Here is a 16,859-nt window from a genome sequence, read left to right on the forward strand (position 1 = left end):
TGTCATGTCCTGGAATGGCCGAGCGCGTCGCGGTCGCCGCGTCTGCGCGAGAGATAATGTGCCGCGAGCCAGCAGAGGCTCGCCCAGCCGACGCCCAGCGACCAACCGGCGAGCACGTCGCTCGGCCAGTGGACACCGAGATAGACCCGGCTCGACCCGATGACGATGGCGATCGCGAAGGCGGCGCAGACCATGAAGACGCGCACGGAATGACGCGGAACGAACCGCACGGCCACCGCCGCCAGCGTCAGGTAGAACAGCATTCCCACCATCGCATGCGCGCTGGGGAAGCTCGACGTGAAGGTCCGGTCCATATGGTCGACGAGGTCGGGCCGCGCGCGCTCGAAACCGAGCTTCAGCACGGAGGACAGCGCCGCGCCGCCGCTCAGGCCAATGGCGAGAAACAGCGCCGCCGCCCAGTTGCGCATCAGCGCCAGCACGCTCAGCGTCAGCACCGACACCGTCACGAGGATCGGATAGCCGCCCAGCGCGGTCAGCTCCGCGGCCGTCTCCTCGAACCATGCCGGCCCCCACGCGTCTGAGGGATCGGACGCGTCGCGCAGCGAAAGCAGGATGCTCCGGTCGAAGGAGTCCGTCCAGCCATTGCGCACCGCGACAGCCGTCAGCGCGAACACCAGCACGCTTCCGGCCACGATCGACCAGAGCACGGCGAGCGGCGGATGGGTGTGATTTGGATCGAGCCGGCTGCGAAGGCCGTCGCGCGTGGCGCGCGCCTCGCGCCCGTGGGCGGTTTCGACGGTTTGCGTGTGTGTCATCCTGAACGCAACGGCGGCGCGGCCGTTCGGTTCCTTTGCGTCAGCCGCAATCCCGCGCCTCCTGACACCCTGCTGTCAGCATCCCGGCACGATGTTCCCGTTTTCCCCTTCCCATCGCGCACGCCATTTCCCATATTGGCCCCATGGCCAGACAAGAGAAGAAAACGGGCAAGCCTTCCGGCTTCGAGGAAGCGCCTCAGGCGGAATTCGAGGGCGCGCCGCTCGGCGGCAGCGTCGAGGACTGGGTGAAGCAGCTCGAAGCCGAAGCCGAGCGCGACGCCCGCGCGCAGGAAACCCGCGAGATCCGCTCCAAGGCCGGCAAGCACCGCCGCAGGGCGGAGAATGCGGCAGCCTCCGAAAAGGCGGATGGCGGTAGCGAACGTCCCGGCCCGAAGGGCCGCAAGGCCGACCGGCCGTCCGAGCCTTCGCGAGGTAAAAACAAACAGGACCGCACCTACACGGTCGGCGACAAGCGCACCGGCGGCGGCGTCTCCATCGGCGGCACCAACGATCCGCGCGAGCGCGCCGCGGCCGGCCTCAACCCGGTCGCCGGCCTCGATGTCAGCCTGGAGGAAGCCACGCAGCTCGCCTCCACCACCGGCGTCACCGCCACGGTGGAATCCCTCAAGGCGCTGATCGATTCGGGCAATCCGCTGTTCAAGGACGGCCAGATGTGGGTGCCGCACCGCCCCGAGCGGCCGGAGAAATCCGAGGGCGGCATCGAGATCGTCATGAAGTCGGCCTACGAGCCGGCGGGCGACCAGCCGACCGCGATTCGCGATCTCGTCTCCGGCCTCAGGGACGACGACCGCACACAGACCCTGCTCGGCGTCACCGGCTCCGGCAAGACCTTCACCATGGCGAAGGTCATCGAGGAGACGCAGCGCCCGGCGCTCATCCTCGCGCCCAACAAGACGCTGGCCGCCCAGCTCTATGGCGAGTTCAAGTCCTTCTTCCCGGACAACGCGGTCGAGTATTTCGTCTCCTATTACGACTACTACCAGCCGGAGGCCTACGTCCCGCGCACGGACACCTATATCGAGAAGGAATCCTCGATCAACGAGCAGATCGACCGCATGCGCCACTCGGCGACGCGCGCCCTTCTCGAACGCGACGACGTCATCATCGTCGCCTCGGTTTCCTGCATCTACGGTATCGGCTCGGTCGAGACCTACACGGCGATGACCTTCCAGATGTCGATCGGCGACCGCATCGACCAGCGCCAGCTCCTCGCCGATCTCGTCGCCCAGCAATACAAGCGCGCCGACATCAATTTCGTGCGCGGCACCTTCCGCGTGAAGGGCGACACGATCGACATCTTCCCCGCCCACCTTGAGGACCGCGCCTGGCGCATCTCGCTGTTCGGCGACGAGATCGAGTCGATCGACGAGTTCGACCCGCTGACGGGAAAGAAGAACGACTCGCTGAAAAGCGTGAAGATCTACGCCAACTCGCACTATGTCACCCCGCGCCCGACGCTCAACCAGGCGACCAAGTCGATCAAGGAAGAGCTGAAGCAGCGCCTCGAGGAGCTCAACAAGGCCGGCCGCCTGCTGGAGGCGCAGCGCCTCGAACAGCGCACGCAATACGACCTCGAAATGCTGGAAGCCACCGGCTCCTGCGCCGGCATCGAGAACTATTCGCGCTACCTGACCGGCCGCAATCCCGGCGAGCCGCCGCCCACCCTGTTCGAATATGTCCCCGACAACGCCATCGTCTTCATCGACGAGAGCCACGTCACCATTCCGCAGATCGGCGGCATGTATCGCGGCGACTTCCGCCGCAAGGCGACGCTGGCCGAATACGGCTTCCGCCTGCCCTCCTGCATGGACAACCGCCCGCTGCGCTTCGAGGAATGGGACGCCATGCGCCCGCAAACTGTGGCCGTCTCCGCCACGCCGGGCAACTGGGAGCTGGAGCAGTCCGGCGGCGTCTTCGCCGAGCAGGTCATCCGCCCCACCGGCCTGATCGACCCGCCTGTCGAGGTGCGCGGCGCCAAGACCCAGGTCGACGACGTGCTCGACGAGATCCACCAGACCACCCGGGCCGGCTACCGCACGCTGGTCACCGTGCTCACCAAGCGCATGGCCGAGGACCTGACGGAATATCTGCACGAGCAGGGCGTCAAGGTCCGCTACATGCACTCCGACATCGACACGCTGGAGCGCATCGAGATCATCCGCGACCTGCGCCTCGGTGCCTTCGACGTGCTGGTCGGCATCAACCTGCTGCGCGAGGGCCTCGACATTCCCGAATGCGGCTTCGTCGCCATTCTCGACGCCGACAAGGAGGGCTTCCTGCGCTCCGAGACCTCGCTGGTGCAGACCATCGGCCGCGCCGCGCGCAATGTCGACGGCAAGGTCATCCTCTATGCCGACCACATCACCGGCTCCATGGAACGCGCCATGGAGGAGACCACGCGCCGCCGCGAGAAGCAGCTCGCCTATAACGAGGAACACGGCATCACGCCGCAATCGGTCAAGGCCAACATCGCCGACATTCTCGACTCGGTCTACGAGCGCGACCATGTCCGCGCCGACATCACCGGGGCAAAGGGTGGGGCGAAGGACCAGGGCGCGCTCATCGGCAACAATCTGGAGGCGCACATCAAGGCGCTGGAAACCCAGATGCGCGACGCCGCCGCCGACCTCGACTTCGAAACCGCCGCGCGCCTCCGCGACGAGATCAAGCGCCTGCGCGAAACCGAGCTCGCCGTCATGGACGACGCCCTGGCGCGCGACACCGGCATCGAGAACACCAAGGCATCCCGCAAGGAAGCCGCCTCCCGCCCAAAGGGCGGCAAGCGCGCCTCCACCCCGCCGCCGTCATCCCCGGGTTCATCCCGGGGACCCATTCCTGAGACAGACGCGCCACCCTCGAACTTCCGAAAACCCGACCTAGACGAAATGGGATCGGACGGCGTCAGCTACTTCCGCAAGAACACCCTCGACGAAATGACCGTCGGCCGCACCGAGAAGCCCGTGGGCACGGGCAAGCAGCCACAAAAACCCGGCGAGGTGCCGTCAATGGGGGATGACAACAACGCCAAACCCATCAAGCGCCACAAGATCGGCGTCGGCTCCTACGAAGACCCCGCCGACGAACGCGCCCGCAAGCGCAAGCCGGGCAAGACGGGAAGGCCGGGGCGGTAGCTCCCTATCTCCCCCCTTGTGGGGGAGAAAGTGATTTCCTGGGCTTGGCTTGCCAAGTCCTTGGAAATCACAAGAGAGGGGCAATGCGCAATAAGCGCAGAACAGCCGCCCCTCGCCCGAAGCCCGCGATGAGCCAAGCCATCGAACTAGGTCGTCATCCTCCGACTCTCCCCGCCTCCATGGTCCTCGCCCCCTACCTCCGTCATCCTCGGGCTTGACCCGAGGATCCACGGCTGAGGGACTCGCATATCTGGAACCAGATAAAGACCGTTCCAGCCTGCCATCGTTGTCTAGGTCAATGATGCAGCCGTTGCCTGCCATACGGCTCCGCGCCTCCTGGCCGTGGATCCTCGGGTCAAGCCCGAGGATGACGGAGAATGGAGATGCTCTTCATTAAATGGAGCACACCAGAGCACGTCGCCGCGCTGCGCTATAGGGTCGGCGTCGGCTGCTACGAGGATAAGGACCGGCTTGCTAAGCGGGTCAAATTAATACAGTGAATCGATTTCAGGTCCGAAAGCCGACGAACGCGCCTGCAAGCCAAGAAGACCGCAAAAGCAACCTCCTGCAGAGTCGCCCTCGGATTTTCCCAAATACTAGCGAAACGACATCGTGGTTGGTCTATATTTCTGCAACTGCAACTATGCTTTGCTTAAATAATTCACAATGAATCATTCAGGGCATCGTGCATGATTTCCCGATAACCAATAAGCTTTTCAACCGAAATACGAGTCTTTAAGATAAGATCTCTATATGACCAATCATGATTCTCTAGTATTTCTAAAACGTTACTTTGACGCCCAACCAATGTATCTATCTTTGAAAAATCCCCCTTCGATGTTTTTCTGATTTTTGTAACAAACTCACCCCATTTAACACTTGAGTCCGCCAATATATTAAGCACATAAGGATTTCTAACAAAACATTCGAAAGCAGACCAAGCAATCTCATAAACATTAAGCACATCTTTTAAGCCATGGCTATTTTCCTGCGCGATACGAATAGCTTCAATAAAGCATTCTTTTCGTCGTGTATTCACAGATTGAAAATAGTCACTGAGTTCGTGTGCACCTATTGCCGCATTCAGAACTTGGCCGCCTTTCACGTATGTATCGACCGCCCCTTGAATTTCACCGGCAGAATACCGGTCGGTACCAAGATTGAAATACGCATGACCAATATCCGCAAATCTTTGAGCATCTATTTTTTCATCTAGAGCTTTTTCACAAAGTTCGATAACCCCAGCCCAATCACCTTTAAGCTGTCGGCACTCGATCCAAAGTGGAAGCAATTCTACTCGGTCACATGACTTCTCCCGAGCACGGCGGAAAGCAGCATCGGCTTTGTCCAATTCAGGCGGAGATAACCTAAGGCAAGCACGCCCATACATACACTCAAGGTCGCGCTGAAGACCGGCCGCCCCCGATTTACTCTTTAATTTATCAATGTATTCGAACGCTTTCTCATACTCTTCCAACTTCCAAAAAGAAACGATTCTACCAATGGCAATGCTTACTTCTTCGACCCTCGCTCGCTTCTCCGCGCGAATTTCCTTCGATCTTTTTTCGATACGACGGGGATCATCGATTTTCGGCTTTACAAGATCATAGAGGAGGCTTGAGTTGCTAGGAGCGGAAAACTCTCGCCCTCCTGACGTCACACTCGGATCTCTTTCGAGAAGGTGATAGTCAGACAACCTACCTATTTCGGTGACCATTGTTCGCTCCGCAATCCCCGTCACCGCTACAAGCTCTTCTAGAGAACAGGGGCTAAGTAGTAATAACGCATATAGAACCCTCAATTGTCCCGGCGCGAGTTGATCTATCTCTTTCTTGAATGCGAAATCTCTTACATCCTCGCCTTCTGCGTTTTCCCAGTAATTCAGCGCTTTATCTAAAGCCACACCCCCTGCAACCAAACGCAATATCGAGCTCGAGAATAACGGCGATCCAAGAGAAAATCTGTGAAAATTCTTAAATAATTTCGATCCCCGTGTAAGCTCAAATTTAATATTATATTGATTATACGCATGTTTTAAGAAGGCATAAAAATCACCTTCTGAAAAACCTCGCAGTTCATGATATTGAGATACAGACGCCCCCAAACGTAATCTGGCCGTCGCAATACAACGCGACGAGTTTCCACCCGAAATAGAAAGACCATGAAACACCAAACTTAAATTAGAAAATATATCTAGCTGAGTATCGTGCTCAAGAGAGTCCAAATCATCAACAACAACTAGACTAGGAGTAACATTTAAAGCTGCATTTAGTTCAATTAAGTACCTTGACCTACTCCACTCTTCATCGAAATCAGATTCTATATATCCGCATGATATCAGTATTTTTTTATAAAGATCATTTTCGCTTGAAAACCTGTTTTCATATGAGCTTTCTATAGAATATAGACTATTATAAAAAGCGTCAAAATTATTCTTTTTTGCACTTAGCCAAATAATCCTTTCGATATTTCCAGGCGATTGATTTACTACTTCTTCTACAAATTCTCTAACAAGTGTCGTCTTCCCGACACCTCCAACGCCAGCAACAAGTCTTGTATTGTTAAAGGTGTCTAGTAACCATCTCCAAAGTTTATCTAACTCCGCCCTACGCCCGATAAACTGTGTAAAACTTTTGTCTCTAACTGGAAGATTGTGATCTACTATCTTTGCGATTGATCCAATTTTTTGCCCTGAGACAAGCCGCATGAGCGCATCACCAATTGCAGGCTCCGATGAATCGCCATTCCGGTAATATATATCATTTTGTTTATAACAATTTCTACCTTTCGATGATTTTTTAGAATTTGCTTTAAAAGCTATTGGCGCCTGATTAGCAACCCTTGGAGGTATAAACAGTACACCTAACAAAAAATCTTTTACCGTTTGCTTATAGTAAGTAAATGGAATTTCCTCATTTGTGTCAGTTTTTAAACGCGAACAAATATCATCAAGAGGAAATTCTTCAGAAAGACCAATTATTTTTTTACTAGAGTCATCGACTCCAAATATAATATACCCGCCCTCGGTGTTGAAAAAAGAAACTATATCTTTTACTAAATCGCATATTTTATATTTGTAGTCATCATCAGATTTGTTTAATTTCTTTAACCCGATTTCCCCCTTGTAATCCCAGAGAGCATCCTCGTGCAGGAAGAAGTGATCGCCATTATACATAAGTTCAATTATCGAATTGTCACACCTCTCGGAACTTATAAGGATCGCGACCTCGTCCCTCATTTGCCGTAGTGATCTCATCGGTAGTCCATCTTAATAAACTCAAAACCGCGGGGGATAAGCCGGTGCCCTGTAGTATTATTAGCAAACTAAACCGGTCATGCCAAACTCGGTCGCCAAAATGTTGCCCGATATGATCAGGCATAGCCTGAAACCGATCCGCCCCTCCACCCAAAAATCCCATCCACCGCCCGCCACCCACCCTTACCCTCCCCCGGATGACGCACCCGCAACCCCTCGGCTGGACCCCGGCGATCACGCGCAACCGCACGGCGCTTCTGCGCATCGTGACGACGCTGTTCTTCATGGCCGGGCTGGACGGGGGCGGCGCGGATGAGGTGCCGCGCCGGGTCTGGCGGCGGATCATGCGGCTGTTGCGCCCGGCCGAATCCGCCGTCCGTCGGCTGATCGTCGTCGCCGCGAGCAGGCTCGACATCGAGGCCCCGAAGCCCCGCCCGGAAAAAGAGGGTCCCGCGCCACGAGACGAAGACGCCGCCAGGCCGCGCGCCGCGATGCCCCGCAGACCCGCCTTTTGCCTGACCGACCCGCCCCGCCGCTTCGACACGCTGCGATGGGAGGGTCTTCGCCCCTTCCCGGAGGAGGGTGTCGCCCCGGCCGATCCGGACGAGGATGTGAACGCCACCGGCATCTGCCGCCGCGTGCTGGCGCTCAAACGCGCGCTGGACGATCTCGATGGCCACGCGAAACGGCTCGCCCGCCACGAGGCGCGGCGCGCGTTGACGTCCCTGGCTTCAAAGCAGACACAGGGCGGGTACCAAAGACATAGACGACCGCTCCGCCTCGGCCGCCCGCCGGGCCACTGCCGGCGACCCTCTCAGGAAATCGACGATATTCTTCGTGAGTGCCACACGATGGCGCTCAATGCCCGGCGGCTCGACACGTCGTGATCCCCGCACCTATGGCGCTGCCGCTTGATCCGTCTTCGCGCCCAGGGCACGGAGCCGAATACGCGCGCCTATACGCCTGCGCCGGCCTGTCCGGACACCCGCCGCCCGCCAAAGTTTCCCCTATGGCACCCCTGCCCGTTTCCGCTGTAGTCTCGCCGCCGTCACAACAGGAGACGCCCCCATGACAAACCGCATTGCCAGTTTCGCCGTCGCTCTCGCCTGCCTCGCCATGCTGCCCGCCGGCGCGGCGCTTGCCGCCGACCACACGGTCACCATCAGCGGCTTCGCCTTCCAGCCGGCCGCGATCACCGTTGCCGCCGGCGACACGATCACCTTCGTCAACGAGGACGGCGCGCCGCACACCGCCACGGCGGGCGACGGCAGCTTCGACACCGGCCGCCTCAACAAGGGCGACTCCGCCTCGGTGACGGTCGCGTCCGCCGGCGCGATCGACTACACGTGCAATTTCCATTCGAGCATGAAGGGCACGGTCACGGTCCAGTAACAGGACAGGCGGGCAAGGGCGCGCGCAAGGGACGCGCCGCCCTGCCTTGCACTCCCCTCTCCATCGACCTACTTCCACTCCATGGACACCCTCCCCCCGCAATTCGTCGAGATCGTGGAAGCCGTGCGCGAGATCTATGTCGCGCAGTTTTCGGAAACCGTGGCCGGTTTTTCCGAGGAGACGCATGTGGTCGAGCCGGTTCTGCTCGACTCCGAGGGCGACATCGCGACCGAGGGTCCGCTGCGGCTGCCCTACCGGGCCGACTACGCCTCGCTGGAGACCGGCAAGCTGGAATCCTTCACCGCGCCGCGCGAGATCCGCTTTGACACATTTTCCTTCACGCTCGGCCCCACCGAGATCGTCGTCGCGCCCTTTGCATGGGATTATGCCGAGCTGCGCGTTGCCGGCGACTGGGACCCGCTCGCCACGCGGCTCTTCACCGACTGGCACCGCCGCGCCTTCGGCGACGAGGAGGCGGAGGACAATATCGAGTTGCAGCACGTCATCCACACGGCCACCACGCCCGAGGTGACGGAGGCCGGCTATGCCTTCGAGGCCGATTTCGGGACCGCCCCCGCCTCCACCATGAGCGACCTCCTCCTCGCCCTCCTCGCCAACGCCCCCGACCGCATCGAGATCGGCATGCGGGAGAAGGATGGCGTCCTGGAGGACGAGAAACCGCAGGCCTGACGGATCGAGGTGGCAAGAATAGAGGGGCGTCCCATCAGCGAACCTGCCGGACAGCGGCTTGCCGCTTACGAAGGAGAAAACTTGAAGCTTAAGGATGGGACAACCAGGGGCCCATCAGCGAGCGAAGCGAAGCTTAAGGATGGGACAAAAAAACAGCCCGGCGAGATGCCGGGCTTTTGTGAGTTCCGCGTCGGGTCAGCTGTTGTCGGCGTTCGGAACCATCGGGGCCTCGGAAGGCAGCGTGTCCATGGCGGCGAGCTGCTTGGCGCATTCGGCCGCGACACCCCGGACACCCTCGTCGACACCGGCCACGGTCGACCATCCGCCCTCTTCGATGAAGTCGTCGCGGTCCCAGGCCTTGGCTTCCTTCAGCTTGGCCAATTGCATGTTGGCATTCGGTGCGGCGGCGAACTGGTTGACGCAGATCGATGCGACCACCTGCACGCCGGCGTCGCGCGCGGCCTTGTCGGACATTTCCTGTGCCGTACCGCCCGTAACCCAGCCGGCAAAGCCGAAGCCGACAATCGCGAGCGCGATCGCTCCAGCCGCCGCGCCGGTCAGCGCGGGTTTCATCCACTCGGGAATCTGCATTGAATATCCAATCTTTGAAAACGGCGCGCGTCATCGCGCGCTCTGCGTGCATCCTATCACAATAAACAACCAACGGTAAAAATTCGCGAGCGGCCTGACATTCCGCCCGGGGTTGACCGCATGCGCCATTCGGTAAAGGTGGCGAGCAAGGCCGGTTTTGCGCCGGCGAGAGAGACCCTGCATGACGAAACGCCTCGGCCTTATTCTATTGCTGCTCCTTCCCGCCCTGTCCGCGCAGGCGGATATTCGGGGCAAGGAGGTCGTGAACGCCTATGCTGTCTCCGGCGCGACCGGTCGCGCGCTCTACGCTTCCATCGGCGAGCGCGGCCCGAAAGTCGGCGTTGCCCGCGCCATCGCCCACACCACCTTCGATCTCAAATGGGGCCGCGATTATGTCCGCGAGGGAACCGCCTGCGTCCTAGCCGCCGCCCGGCCGTTCCTGACCATCACCTATACTCTGCCACAGCCCTCCGGAAATCTGCCACCCGCCGTCGCCGCGCGCTGGCGCGTCTTCATCGCCGGCATTCGCGCCCACGAGGCCGTGCATGGCGAATACATCCGCGCCATGGCGCAGGAGATCTACGACACGACCGTCGGTTTCCGGCAGGAGAACGATCCCGGTTGCAAGGCGATCCGCCAGTCGATCCAGACCCCGCTCAAGCAGGCCTATGCCCGCTACAAGGCCCGCAACCGCGCCTTCGAGGAAGCCGAAATGGCCCGCAACGGGCCCATCCACCACCTGATCCTGGACCTGATCCAATAAGCCCCGTAGCCGCTCACTCTTCCGGTTCGGTGGTGAACATCAGCGGATAGCCGTATTTCTGGCCGTATTCGCTGGCCCGCTTCGCCTTGGTTTCCGCAACGTCGCGCTGATAAACCGCGACGACGCAGACGCCGCGCTGGTGCGCGGTGATCATCACCTTGTAGGCGCGGTCCTCGCCCATGCCGAATTCGGCCTTGAGCACCATGCAGACGAAGTCGCGCGGCGTGTAGTCGTCATTGATCAGGATGACCTTGTGCAGCTTCGGCCGCTCGACCTTGGGCTTTGTCGTGGTTTTCGGGTTCTTGACCGGGCTTTCCACCATGCGTCCCTCCTGCAAGGGTTCCGGGGGCGGCGAAAACCCATCATAGCGCCATGCGGTCGGCTTGAAAACGGCCCGCCTGTCCGCCGTCAGCCTTCCCCGCCGGTCACCGTCAATCCCAGCACCCGCCAGCTCTGCATGCCGCCGCGATAATAGAAGATCCGCTCGGCGGGATAGCCGGCCGCGATCATCGCCCGGATCGCCGTCGGCGACTGGCCGCACCACAGCCCGTTGCAGAACAGCGCAACGCGCCTGGCGTTCGTGCAGTCCCAGCCGTCGAAATCCGGCTCGCACCCAAGATCGGAAAGCCGGTCGCCCACCTGCGTATAGGGCAGGCTGATCGCGCCGGGGATCGACCCGCCCGCGAACCAGTCGACCGTGCGGCTGTCGACCACCAGCGCCTCCGGATCCTTCAGCATGGCGATCAGTTCGAGTTCGCCGATCGTCGTCACGCCCTCGGCCGGCGTCATCGGCTGGATGCAGAAGGGCGGGCAGGCGCGCGAGGTCTTGGCGAAATCGCCGGTGATCTCGTGATCCTGGTCCTGGATGCGGCTGATCTCGACCGGACCATCGGCGGTCTCCACCATCACGCTCGGCATGTCGCGCGCGATGCCCACCTTCAATTCCTCTGCCTGGCCGCGCGCCGTATAGCCGAGCACCATGGCAACGGCGGCGAAAAGCAGAGTCCTGATCATGTTGTCCTCCCGGTCACGATATCCTCCACGCTGCCCGGTCAGCACGGGCCGGGCTTCACCACCCGCGCGCCCTCGGCGCCGGCAACGCAGTCGTTTGAATAGGTCGAATACTGCCCCGCGCGCACCGCGCAGACCGGCTGGTAGATCTGCGGGCAGATACGGTCCGGCTTGGGCTGTTCGCAGGCGCCCGGCGAAAAGGCGTCGTAGCCCTCGGTGCTCGCCACGCAGGCATTCGGGAACGTTTTGCGTTCCGCCCCGCGCCGCGCGCAGACCGGTTGGTAGACCTTCGGGCAATATTGCGGATCGGCGGGTTGCGGCGCGACCGTCGCCTCGCATCCGGCCAATGCCAGCGCGGCTGTCGCCACCGCCGCAGCCATGACCACACTCCTCAAAACGCCCGCCGGATTACGCATCGCCGTCTCCCGATTTGAGACCGAACTCTAGGATGCTTCGCCCGTTCTGTCACGGCTGACGCGTGCATATATGCGAGAATATGCAACCGTTTCACGGCCCACTTCACAAAAGTTTTGCTTTACTTCCGGACCCGGATGACGCAACGATTTTTCCGTTCGGGCAATTTGCGAACAACGGAAGTCGGAAATACCGCGCACCGGCACGCTGAAGAACAAGCCGGGCGCCTCCTGAAAGGGCGGCGCGAGAACTGGTTCCTTTCCATGCATTCGAGAACTGCCTGCCCTGACCGCCCGCATGATGCGTGCGGCGATTTTTACGCGGCAGAATGGGCAGCCGCTTATGCGAACGGAAAAGGATCCGATTCAATGGCACAGACTGGTACTGTGAAATTCTTCAACAATGACAAGGGCTTCGGCTTCATCAAGCCGGACGACGGCGGCGCGGACATCTTTGTCCACATCTCCGCTCTGCAGGCCTCGGGCCTGATGTCCCTGACCGAAAACCAGAAAGTTTCCTTCGACACCGAGCCGGATCGTCGCGGCAAGGGCCCGAAGGCCGTCAATCTTCAGCTCGCTGAATAGTCCGACATCGACGGCGTAAAATCGCCGTCTTTGCGGAACAGTCTTGCAAGGCGCGGACCGGTCACCGGTTCGCGCCTTTTGCTTGGCCGCGTCCCGGCGGCGCGCCGAAAGCAACCGTGAAGGGCCGTTCAGGCTGCGTTCAGCTTGGCCGCGCCATTATCGGCGTCACGTGTTCGGGCGTCGTATGACCGCCCGCCGGAAAACCGGGCCGCCAGGATGGGCACACCCCGGTTGGGAACGACGCGAACGGAGCAGAAAACATGAAACGGACATTCAAGACATCAGCGCTGAAATCCCTGATCGCCGCGGGAACGCTCGCGACCGCCGCGCTTTCGCCGCTCGCCGCAGCGCCCGCCGCTGCCGATGGCTGGCACAAGGGCAATTCGGCGCGCCATTACGATCGCCGCGGCAACAATTGCGTTTATCGCCACGGCAAGCGCATCTGCGGCCCGCGCGGCGGATGGCACAATCCCCGCCCGGTCCATCGCGACAATGGCGATGCGGCGGCCGCCGCGATCCTCGGCATCGCCGGTATCGCGATCATCGCCGGCGCGCTGTCGGAAGCCAATAATCCGGCCCCGCGCGATCACTATGTCGCGCCGGACGCCTACCCGCCCGCACCGTCCCGCGGACCGAACGTCATCACCTACGAGTCCTCGCTCGAGCCCTGGACGGTCGGCTGGTACGAATGGTGCGACGAGCGCTACCGCTCGTTCAACCCGAAGACCGGCACCTATCGCGGCTATGACGGGCTGGATCATTTCTGCGTCCCCAAGTGACCTCCAGGGACGTTAAAGGAAAGGCCCGGCCGGCATCCGCTGCCGGGCCTTTGTCATTCGAGTTGGGCGTTCGGCGGCGAATGCGCCGCACGGCCCATGCTCCCGGCCTTCAAAGGCGGCTAGAACCCGGATTTGGCCCGAACCTAGCCGCCGATACCGACGGAGCAACGATGTGGAAGAAAGCCCCCCGCCAACATGGCGACGCTAGCACGTTACTTTACGTAAAGCGCATGAATAATGCCAAATATCAAAATTAATTAGACGGCTATCGGATCGGCCGCTTCCGCGCCACAAGACGGCGCCAGCAACCGAAGACCTTCAGGTCAGGAACGGGTTGGTTTTCCGTTCCTCGCCGATCTGGCCGCCCGGCCCGTGCCCGCAGATGAATCCGATATTGTCGCCCAGCGGAAACAGCTTGGTCTTGATCGACGCGATCAGCGTCGCGTGGTCGCCGCCCGGCAGGTCAGTCCGGCCGATCGAACCGCGAAACAGCACGTCGCCGACATGGGCGAAACCCGCCGTCCGGTTGTAGAAGACGACATGGCCCGGCGCGTGACCGGGGCAATGCAGCACCTCGAACTCGTGCCCGGCGAAAGAGACCGTCTCGCCCTCCTCCAGCCAGCGGTCCGGCGTCACGTTGCGGACCTTGTCATCGAGGCCGAACATGCGCGCCTGGGCCTCCAGTCCGTCAAGCAGCATCTTGTCGTCCTTGTGCGGACCGATGATCTCGACACCCAGAGCCTCCTTGAGATCCATCGCGCCGCCGGCATGGTCGATATGGCCATGCGTCAGCCAGATCGCATCGACCGTGATGCCGTTCTTGTCCAGCGCCTCGCGGATATGATCGACGTCCCCGCCCGGATCGACCACGACGCCGTGCTTTGTCTCCGAATCGAACAGCACAGTGCAGTTCTGCTGGAATGCGGTGACCGGGATGATCAGCGCGTTGAGCGTCGCCGCCATGGGAATTTCCTCGTTTCCGGATTGTCGTGCCCGCTACCTGCGACTTATCCGCCGCAACTTCAAGGCCAATGGAAAAGGGCGGCCACTCGAGCCGCCCCTGATACCTTGCCGCCGATCCGTCGGATTTATTCCGCGGCTTCCGCGCGCGGATGAACCGCTTCGGTATAGTCGTTCATCAACGTGGACGCGATCTCGCCGACCTCGAATGAGTACGGCCCGATCTCCGAAACCGGCGTGACTTCCGCCGCCGTGCCGGTGAGGAAGCACTGTTCGAAGCCTTCCATCTCTTCCGGCATGATCACGCGTTCCACCACCTCGTAGCCGCGTTTCCTGGCGAGGCCGATCACCGTGCGCCGGGTGATCCCGTCGAGGAAACAGTCCGGTGTCGGCGTGTGGATCACGCCGTCCTTGACGAAGAACACATTGGCGCCCGTCGCCTCCGCGACCTGGCCGCGCCAGTCGAGCATCAGCGCATCGGCATAGCCCTTCGCCTCGGCCGCATGCTTGGACAGCGTGCAGATCATGTAAAGGCCCGCCGCCTTGGATTTCGACGGCGCCGTGCGCGGGTCGGGACGGCGATACTCGGCGAGGTCGAGGCGGATGCCCTTCAATTTCTGGGCCGGGTCGAAATAGGACGGCCACTGCCAGATCGCGATCGCCAGATTGATGCGGTTCTGCTGCGCCGACACGCCCATCATCTCCGAACCGCGCCAGGCGATCGGACGAACATAGGCATCGGTAAAGCCCTGCTTGTGCAGCAGGTCGATACAGGCCTGGTCGATCTCCTCGACCGAATAGGGAATCTTGAAACCGAGCAGCCGGGCCGATTCATGCAGCCGCTCTGTGTGCTCGGTCAGCTTGAAAATCTCGCCGCCATAGGCACGTTCGCCCTCGAACACCGCGCTCGCATAATGCAGGCCATGGGTCAGGACGTGAATCTTGGCGTCCTTCCACGGCACGAATTCGCCATTCATCCAGATATGGCCGTCCAGCTGATCAAAAGGCACTCCAGCCATGGGAAACTCCGTTCTTCCGCCGTGATCTTTTGTTTTGCGTCTTGTTTTGAGGGACAGTATGAACCCGTTTGGGCGCAACAACCATGAAAAACCGGATCGCGGTTCTTTTCAAATGCTGCGCGGTACATGCCGCACCCTTGAAAGAAATTACTCGTCGTTGCAATTTATGTCAACATAGCTGACATATAACGATGCCTTCCCGTTCCCTCCGGCCAACTTCCGCGATGAAACCGAAAACCGACCCCCTTCCCGCATCCGAACTGATCGAGCTCCTGTTCTTCGCCTATCGGGACTTCATCTCCGATCCGGACACGATCCTCGGCGAAATCGGCTTCGGGCGCGCGCATCACCGGGTGCTGCATTTCGTGGACCGCAAACCCGGCCTGACCGTCGCCGAACTTCTCGATCTCCTGAAGATCACCAAGCAGAGCCTTGCCCGGGTTCTCAAGCAGTTGGTGGATGCCGGCCACGTGGCGCAGAAGCCGGGGCCGGAGGATCGCCGGCAACGCGAACTCTACCTGACGGACACCGGAAAGACGCTGATCCGCGAACTGCGGGAGCCACAGTCTCGCCGCATAGTGGCGGCATTGGAGCGGTCGGGCTGCGCGGAGGAGGAAATCGCGAAGTTTCTGCTGGCCATGGCGACCGAGGACGCAAAAACCCAGATCGCCATGCTGTCCGCGGCACAACGCGAAGCCGGTCCGACCCGGAAACCGGAAGGTACCGGAACGGCCGCGAGCGAGGATGAATGAACGAAAACGCAGATTCCGGCATCACAGATGATGCCCCCCACATCCTGATCGTCGACGACGACACCCGAATTCGCACATTGCTGACGGAATTTCTGTGCCAGAACGGCTACCGCGTCACCAGCGCGGCCACCGCCGAGGAAGCGCGCCGCAAGATCGCCGGCCTCGAATTCGATCTCCTGGTTCTCGACGTGATGATGCCCGGCGAGAGCGGCGTGTCGCTGGCGCGCAACCTGCGCAAGGACGACAGCCAGGTGCCGATCCTGATGCTGACCGCCCGCTCGGACACCGAACAGCGCATCGAAGGCCTGGAAGCCGGCGCCGACGACTATCTTCCCAAGCCGTTCGACCCGCGCGAACTGCTTTTGCGGGTCGGCAATATCGTCAGGCGCGGCGCGCCCGCCTCCCAGCCCAAGATCGAGCAGATTGTCTTCGGCCCCTTCACCTTCGTGATCGGACGCCGCGAACTGAAGCGCAATGGCGAACTGGTTCATCTGACCGACCGCGAGCAGGAGATCATGGTCCGGTTCGCGGAAAATGCAGGCGACACGATTCCGCGCCACGAGATGTTCGCCGAAGGCGCAGGCATCGGCGAGCGCACCATCGATGTGCAGATCAACCGCCTGCGCCGCAAGATCGAAGCGGATCCGGCCAATCCCCGTTATCTTCAAACCGTCCGTGGAATAGGCTACCGTCTCTCCATCGAATAACGAAACGGAACGG

General features: G+C 60.7%; 17 protein-coding genes. 9 read left to right on the plus strand and 8 right to left on the minus strand.

What is annotated here, in order from left to right:
- Window positions 1–2 precede the first annotated feature (2 nt).
- Window positions 3–776 (minus strand): phosphatase PAP2 family protein, encoded by a 774-nt coding sequence (locus LC343_RS03950; RefSeq protein WP_223475784.1) that lies wholly within the window; start codon window positions 774–776, stop codon window positions 3–5.
- Between the two features lie 143 nt (window positions 777–919).
- On the opposite strand from LC343_RS03950, the gene uvrB reads away from it, so the two are divergent.
- Window positions 920–3,928: an excinuclease ABC subunit UvrB gene (gene uvrB / locus LC343_RS03955; RefSeq protein ID WP_223475785.1), complete on the plus strand. Its 3,009-nt coding sequence runs from the start codon at window positions 920–922 to the stop codon at window positions 3,926–3,928.
- A gap of 661 nt (window positions 3,929–4,589) precedes the next feature.
- Here uvrB and LC343_RS03960 read toward each other — a convergent pair.
- Complete coding sequence (locus tag LC343_RS03960; RefSeq protein ID WP_223475786.1) at window positions 4,590–7,103, minus strand: RNA-binding domain-containing protein; 2,514 nt, start codon at window positions 7,101–7,103, stop codon at window positions 4,590–4,592.
- 278 nt (window positions 7,104–7,381) lie between these two features.
- Between LC343_RS03960 and LC343_RS03965 the strand changes: the two genes are divergently transcribed.
- From LC343_RS03965 to LC343_RS03975, 3 genes are all read left to right on the plus strand, one after another.
- Entirely contained in the window at window positions 7,382–8,071 is a 690-nt protein-coding gene (locus tag LC343_RS03965) for a hypothetical protein (RefSeq protein ID WP_223475787.1), read from the plus strand.
- Between the two features lie 181 nt (window positions 8,072–8,252).
- The gene (locus LC343_RS03970; RefSeq protein ID WP_223475788.1) at window positions 8,253–8,576 is read left to right on the plus strand and encodes a cupredoxin domain-containing protein; all 324 of its coding nucleotides are present in this window, start codon (window positions 8,253–8,255) and stop codon (window positions 8,574–8,576) included.
- An 81-nt stretch (window positions 8,577–8,657) separates the two neighbouring features.
- Window positions 8,658–9,266: a hypothetical protein gene (locus tag LC343_RS03975; protein ID WP_223475789.1), complete on the plus strand. Its 609-nt coding sequence runs from the start codon at window positions 8,658–8,660 to the stop codon at window positions 9,264–9,266.
- A 195-nt stretch (window positions 9,267–9,461) separates the two neighbouring features.
- Here LC343_RS03975 and LC343_RS03980 read toward each other — a convergent pair whose 3' ends face one another.
- Complete coding sequence (locus LC343_RS03980; protein ID WP_223475790.1) at window positions 9,462–9,857, minus strand: hypothetical protein; 396 nt, start codon at window positions 9,855–9,857, stop codon at window positions 9,462–9,464.
- 181 nt (window positions 9,858–10,038) lie between these two features.
- Here LC343_RS03980 and LC343_RS03985 point away from each other — a divergent pair, with 181 nt between their 5' ends.
- Complete coding sequence (locus tag LC343_RS03985; RefSeq protein WP_223475791.1) at window positions 10,039–10,620, plus strand: DUF922 domain-containing protein; 582 nt, start codon at window positions 10,039–10,041, stop codon at window positions 10,618–10,620.
- Between the two features lie 13 nt (window positions 10,621–10,633).
- Here the strand turns inward: LC343_RS03985 and clpS are convergent, their stop codons facing one another.
- The 3 genes from clpS to LC343_RS04000 form a co-directional block, all read right to left on the minus strand.
- Complete coding sequence (gene clpS / locus LC343_RS03990) at window positions 10,634–10,942, minus strand: ATP-dependent Clp protease adapter ClpS (protein WP_223475792.1); 309 nt, start codon at window positions 10,940–10,942, stop codon at window positions 10,634–10,636.
- Between the two features lie 86 nt (window positions 10,943–11,028).
- A complete protein-coding gene (locus tag LC343_RS03995) occupies window positions 11,029–11,634 on the minus strand; it encodes a rhodanese-like domain-containing protein (protein WP_223475793.1) in 606 nt (201 codons plus the stop codon).
- Between the two features lie 38 nt (window positions 11,635–11,672).
- Complete coding sequence (locus tag LC343_RS04000; RefSeq protein WP_223475794.1) at window positions 11,673–12,047, minus strand: Kazal-type serine protease inhibitor domain-containing protein; 375 nt, start codon at window positions 12,045–12,047, stop codon at window positions 11,673–11,675.
- Window positions 12,048–12,413: 366 nt separating this feature from the next.
- Between LC343_RS04000 and LC343_RS04005 the strand changes: the two genes are divergently transcribed.
- Both LC343_RS04005 and LC343_RS04010 read left to right on the plus strand, forming a co-directional pair.
- Window positions 12,414–12,629 (plus strand): cold-shock protein, encoded by a 216-nt coding sequence (locus tag LC343_RS04005; RefSeq protein WP_223475795.1) that lies wholly within the window; start codon window positions 12,414–12,416, stop codon window positions 12,627–12,629.
- Between the two features lie 260 nt (window positions 12,630–12,889).
- Window positions 12,890–13,408 (plus strand): BA14K family protein, encoded by a 519-nt coding sequence (locus LC343_RS04010; RefSeq protein ID WP_223475796.1) that lies wholly within the window; start codon window positions 12,890–12,892, stop codon window positions 13,406–13,408.
- Window positions 13,409–13,726: 318 nt separating this feature from the next.
- On the opposite strand, the gene LC343_RS04015 is transcribed toward LC343_RS04010, so the two are convergent.
- Complete coding sequence (locus LC343_RS04015; RefSeq protein WP_223475797.1) at window positions 13,727–14,371, minus strand: MBL fold metallo-hydrolase; 645 nt, start codon at window positions 14,369–14,371, stop codon at window positions 13,727–13,729.
- A gap of 125 nt (window positions 14,372–14,496) precedes the next feature.
- A complete protein-coding gene (locus LC343_RS04020) occupies window positions 14,497–15,387 on the minus strand; it encodes a branched-chain amino acid aminotransferase (RefSeq protein WP_223475798.1) in 891 nt (296 codons plus the stop codon).
- Between the two features lie 224 nt (window positions 15,388–15,611).
- Between LC343_RS04020 and LC343_RS04025 the strand changes: the two genes are divergently transcribed.
- Both LC343_RS04025 and LC343_RS04030 read left to right on the plus strand, forming a co-directional pair.
- The gene (locus tag LC343_RS04025) at window positions 15,612–16,139 is read left to right on the plus strand and encodes a MarR family winged helix-turn-helix transcriptional regulator (protein ID WP_223475799.1); all 528 of its coding nucleotides are present in this window, start codon (window positions 15,612–15,614) and stop codon (window positions 16,137–16,139) included.
- The gene (locus tag LC343_RS04030; protein WP_223475800.1) at window positions 16,136–16,846 is read left to right on the plus strand and encodes a response regulator; all 711 of its coding nucleotides are present in this window, start codon (window positions 16,136–16,138) and stop codon (window positions 16,844–16,846) included. Before LC343_RS04025 ends, LC343_RS04030 begins: the two co-directional genes overlap by 4 nt.
- Window positions 16,847–16,859: the final 13 nt, after the last annotated feature.

Source organism: Oricola indica (assembly GCF_019966595.1).
Lineage (GTDB): Bacteria > Pseudomonadota > Alphaproteobacteria > Rhizobiales > Rhizobiaceae > Oricola > Oricola indica.

What these genes read in the sequence shown, in the direction of transcription:
- LC343_RS03950 (WP_223475784.1), bottom strand. Translation starts at nt 776, where the DNA reads ATGACACACACGCAAACCGTCGAAACCGCCCACGGGCGCGAGGCGCGC.
- uvrB (WP_223475785.1), top strand. Translation starts at nt 920, where the DNA reads ATGGCCAGACAAGAGAAGAAAACGGGCAAGCCTTCCGGCTTCGAGGAA.
- LC343_RS03960 (WP_223475786.1), bottom strand. Translation starts at nt 7,103, where the DNA reads ATGTATAATGGCGATCACTTCTTCCTGCACGAGGATGCTCTCTGGGAT.
- LC343_RS03965 (WP_223475787.1), top strand. Translation starts at nt 7,382, where the DNA reads ATGACGCACCCGCAACCCCTCGGCTGGACCCCGGCGATCACGCGCAAC.
- LC343_RS03970 (WP_223475788.1), top strand. Translation starts at nt 8,253, where the DNA reads ATGACAAACCGCATTGCCAGTTTCGCCGTCGCTCTCGCCTGCCTCGCC.
- LC343_RS03975 (WP_223475789.1), top strand. Translation starts at nt 8,658, where the DNA reads ATGGACACCCTCCCCCCGCAATTCGTCGAGATCGTGGAAGCCGTGCGC.
- LC343_RS03980 (WP_223475790.1), bottom strand. Translation starts at nt 9,857, where the DNA reads ATGCAGATTCCCGAGTGGATGAAACCCGCGCTGACCGGCGCGGCGGCT.
- LC343_RS03985 (WP_223475791.1), top strand. Translation starts at nt 10,039, where the DNA reads ATGACGAAACGCCTCGGCCTTATTCTATTGCTGCTCCTTCCCGCCCTG.
- clpS (WP_223475792.1), bottom strand. Translation starts at nt 10,942, where the DNA reads ATGGTGGAAAGCCCGGTCAAGAACCCGAAAACCACGACAAAGCCCAAG.
- LC343_RS03995 (WP_223475793.1), bottom strand. Translation starts at nt 11,634, where the DNA reads ATGATCAGGACTCTGCTTTTCGCCGCCGTTGCCATGGTGCTCGGCTAT.
- LC343_RS04000 (WP_223475794.1), bottom strand. Translation starts at nt 12,047, where the DNA reads ATGCGTAATCCGGCGGGCGTTTTGAGGAGTGTGGTCATGGCTGCGGCG.
- LC343_RS04005 (WP_223475795.1), top strand. Translation starts at nt 12,414, where the DNA reads ATGGCACAGACTGGTACTGTGAAATTCTTCAACAATGACAAGGGCTTC.
- LC343_RS04010 (WP_223475796.1), top strand. Translation starts at nt 12,890, where the DNA reads ATGAAACGGACATTCAAGACATCAGCGCTGAAATCCCTGATCGCCGCG.
- LC343_RS04015 (WP_223475797.1), bottom strand. Translation starts at nt 14,371, where the DNA reads ATGGCGGCGACGCTCAACGCGCTGATCATCCCGGTCACCGCATTCCAG.
- LC343_RS04020 (WP_223475798.1), bottom strand. Translation starts at nt 15,387, where the DNA reads ATGGCTGGAGTGCCTTTTGATCAGCTGGACGGCCATATCTGGATGAAT.
- LC343_RS04025 (WP_223475799.1), top strand. Translation starts at nt 15,612, where the DNA reads ATGAAACCGAAAACCGACCCCCTTCCCGCATCCGAACTGATCGAGCTC.
- LC343_RS04030 (WP_223475800.1), top strand. Translation starts at nt 16,136, where the DNA reads ATGAACGAAAACGCAGATTCCGGCATCACAGATGATGCCCCCCACATC.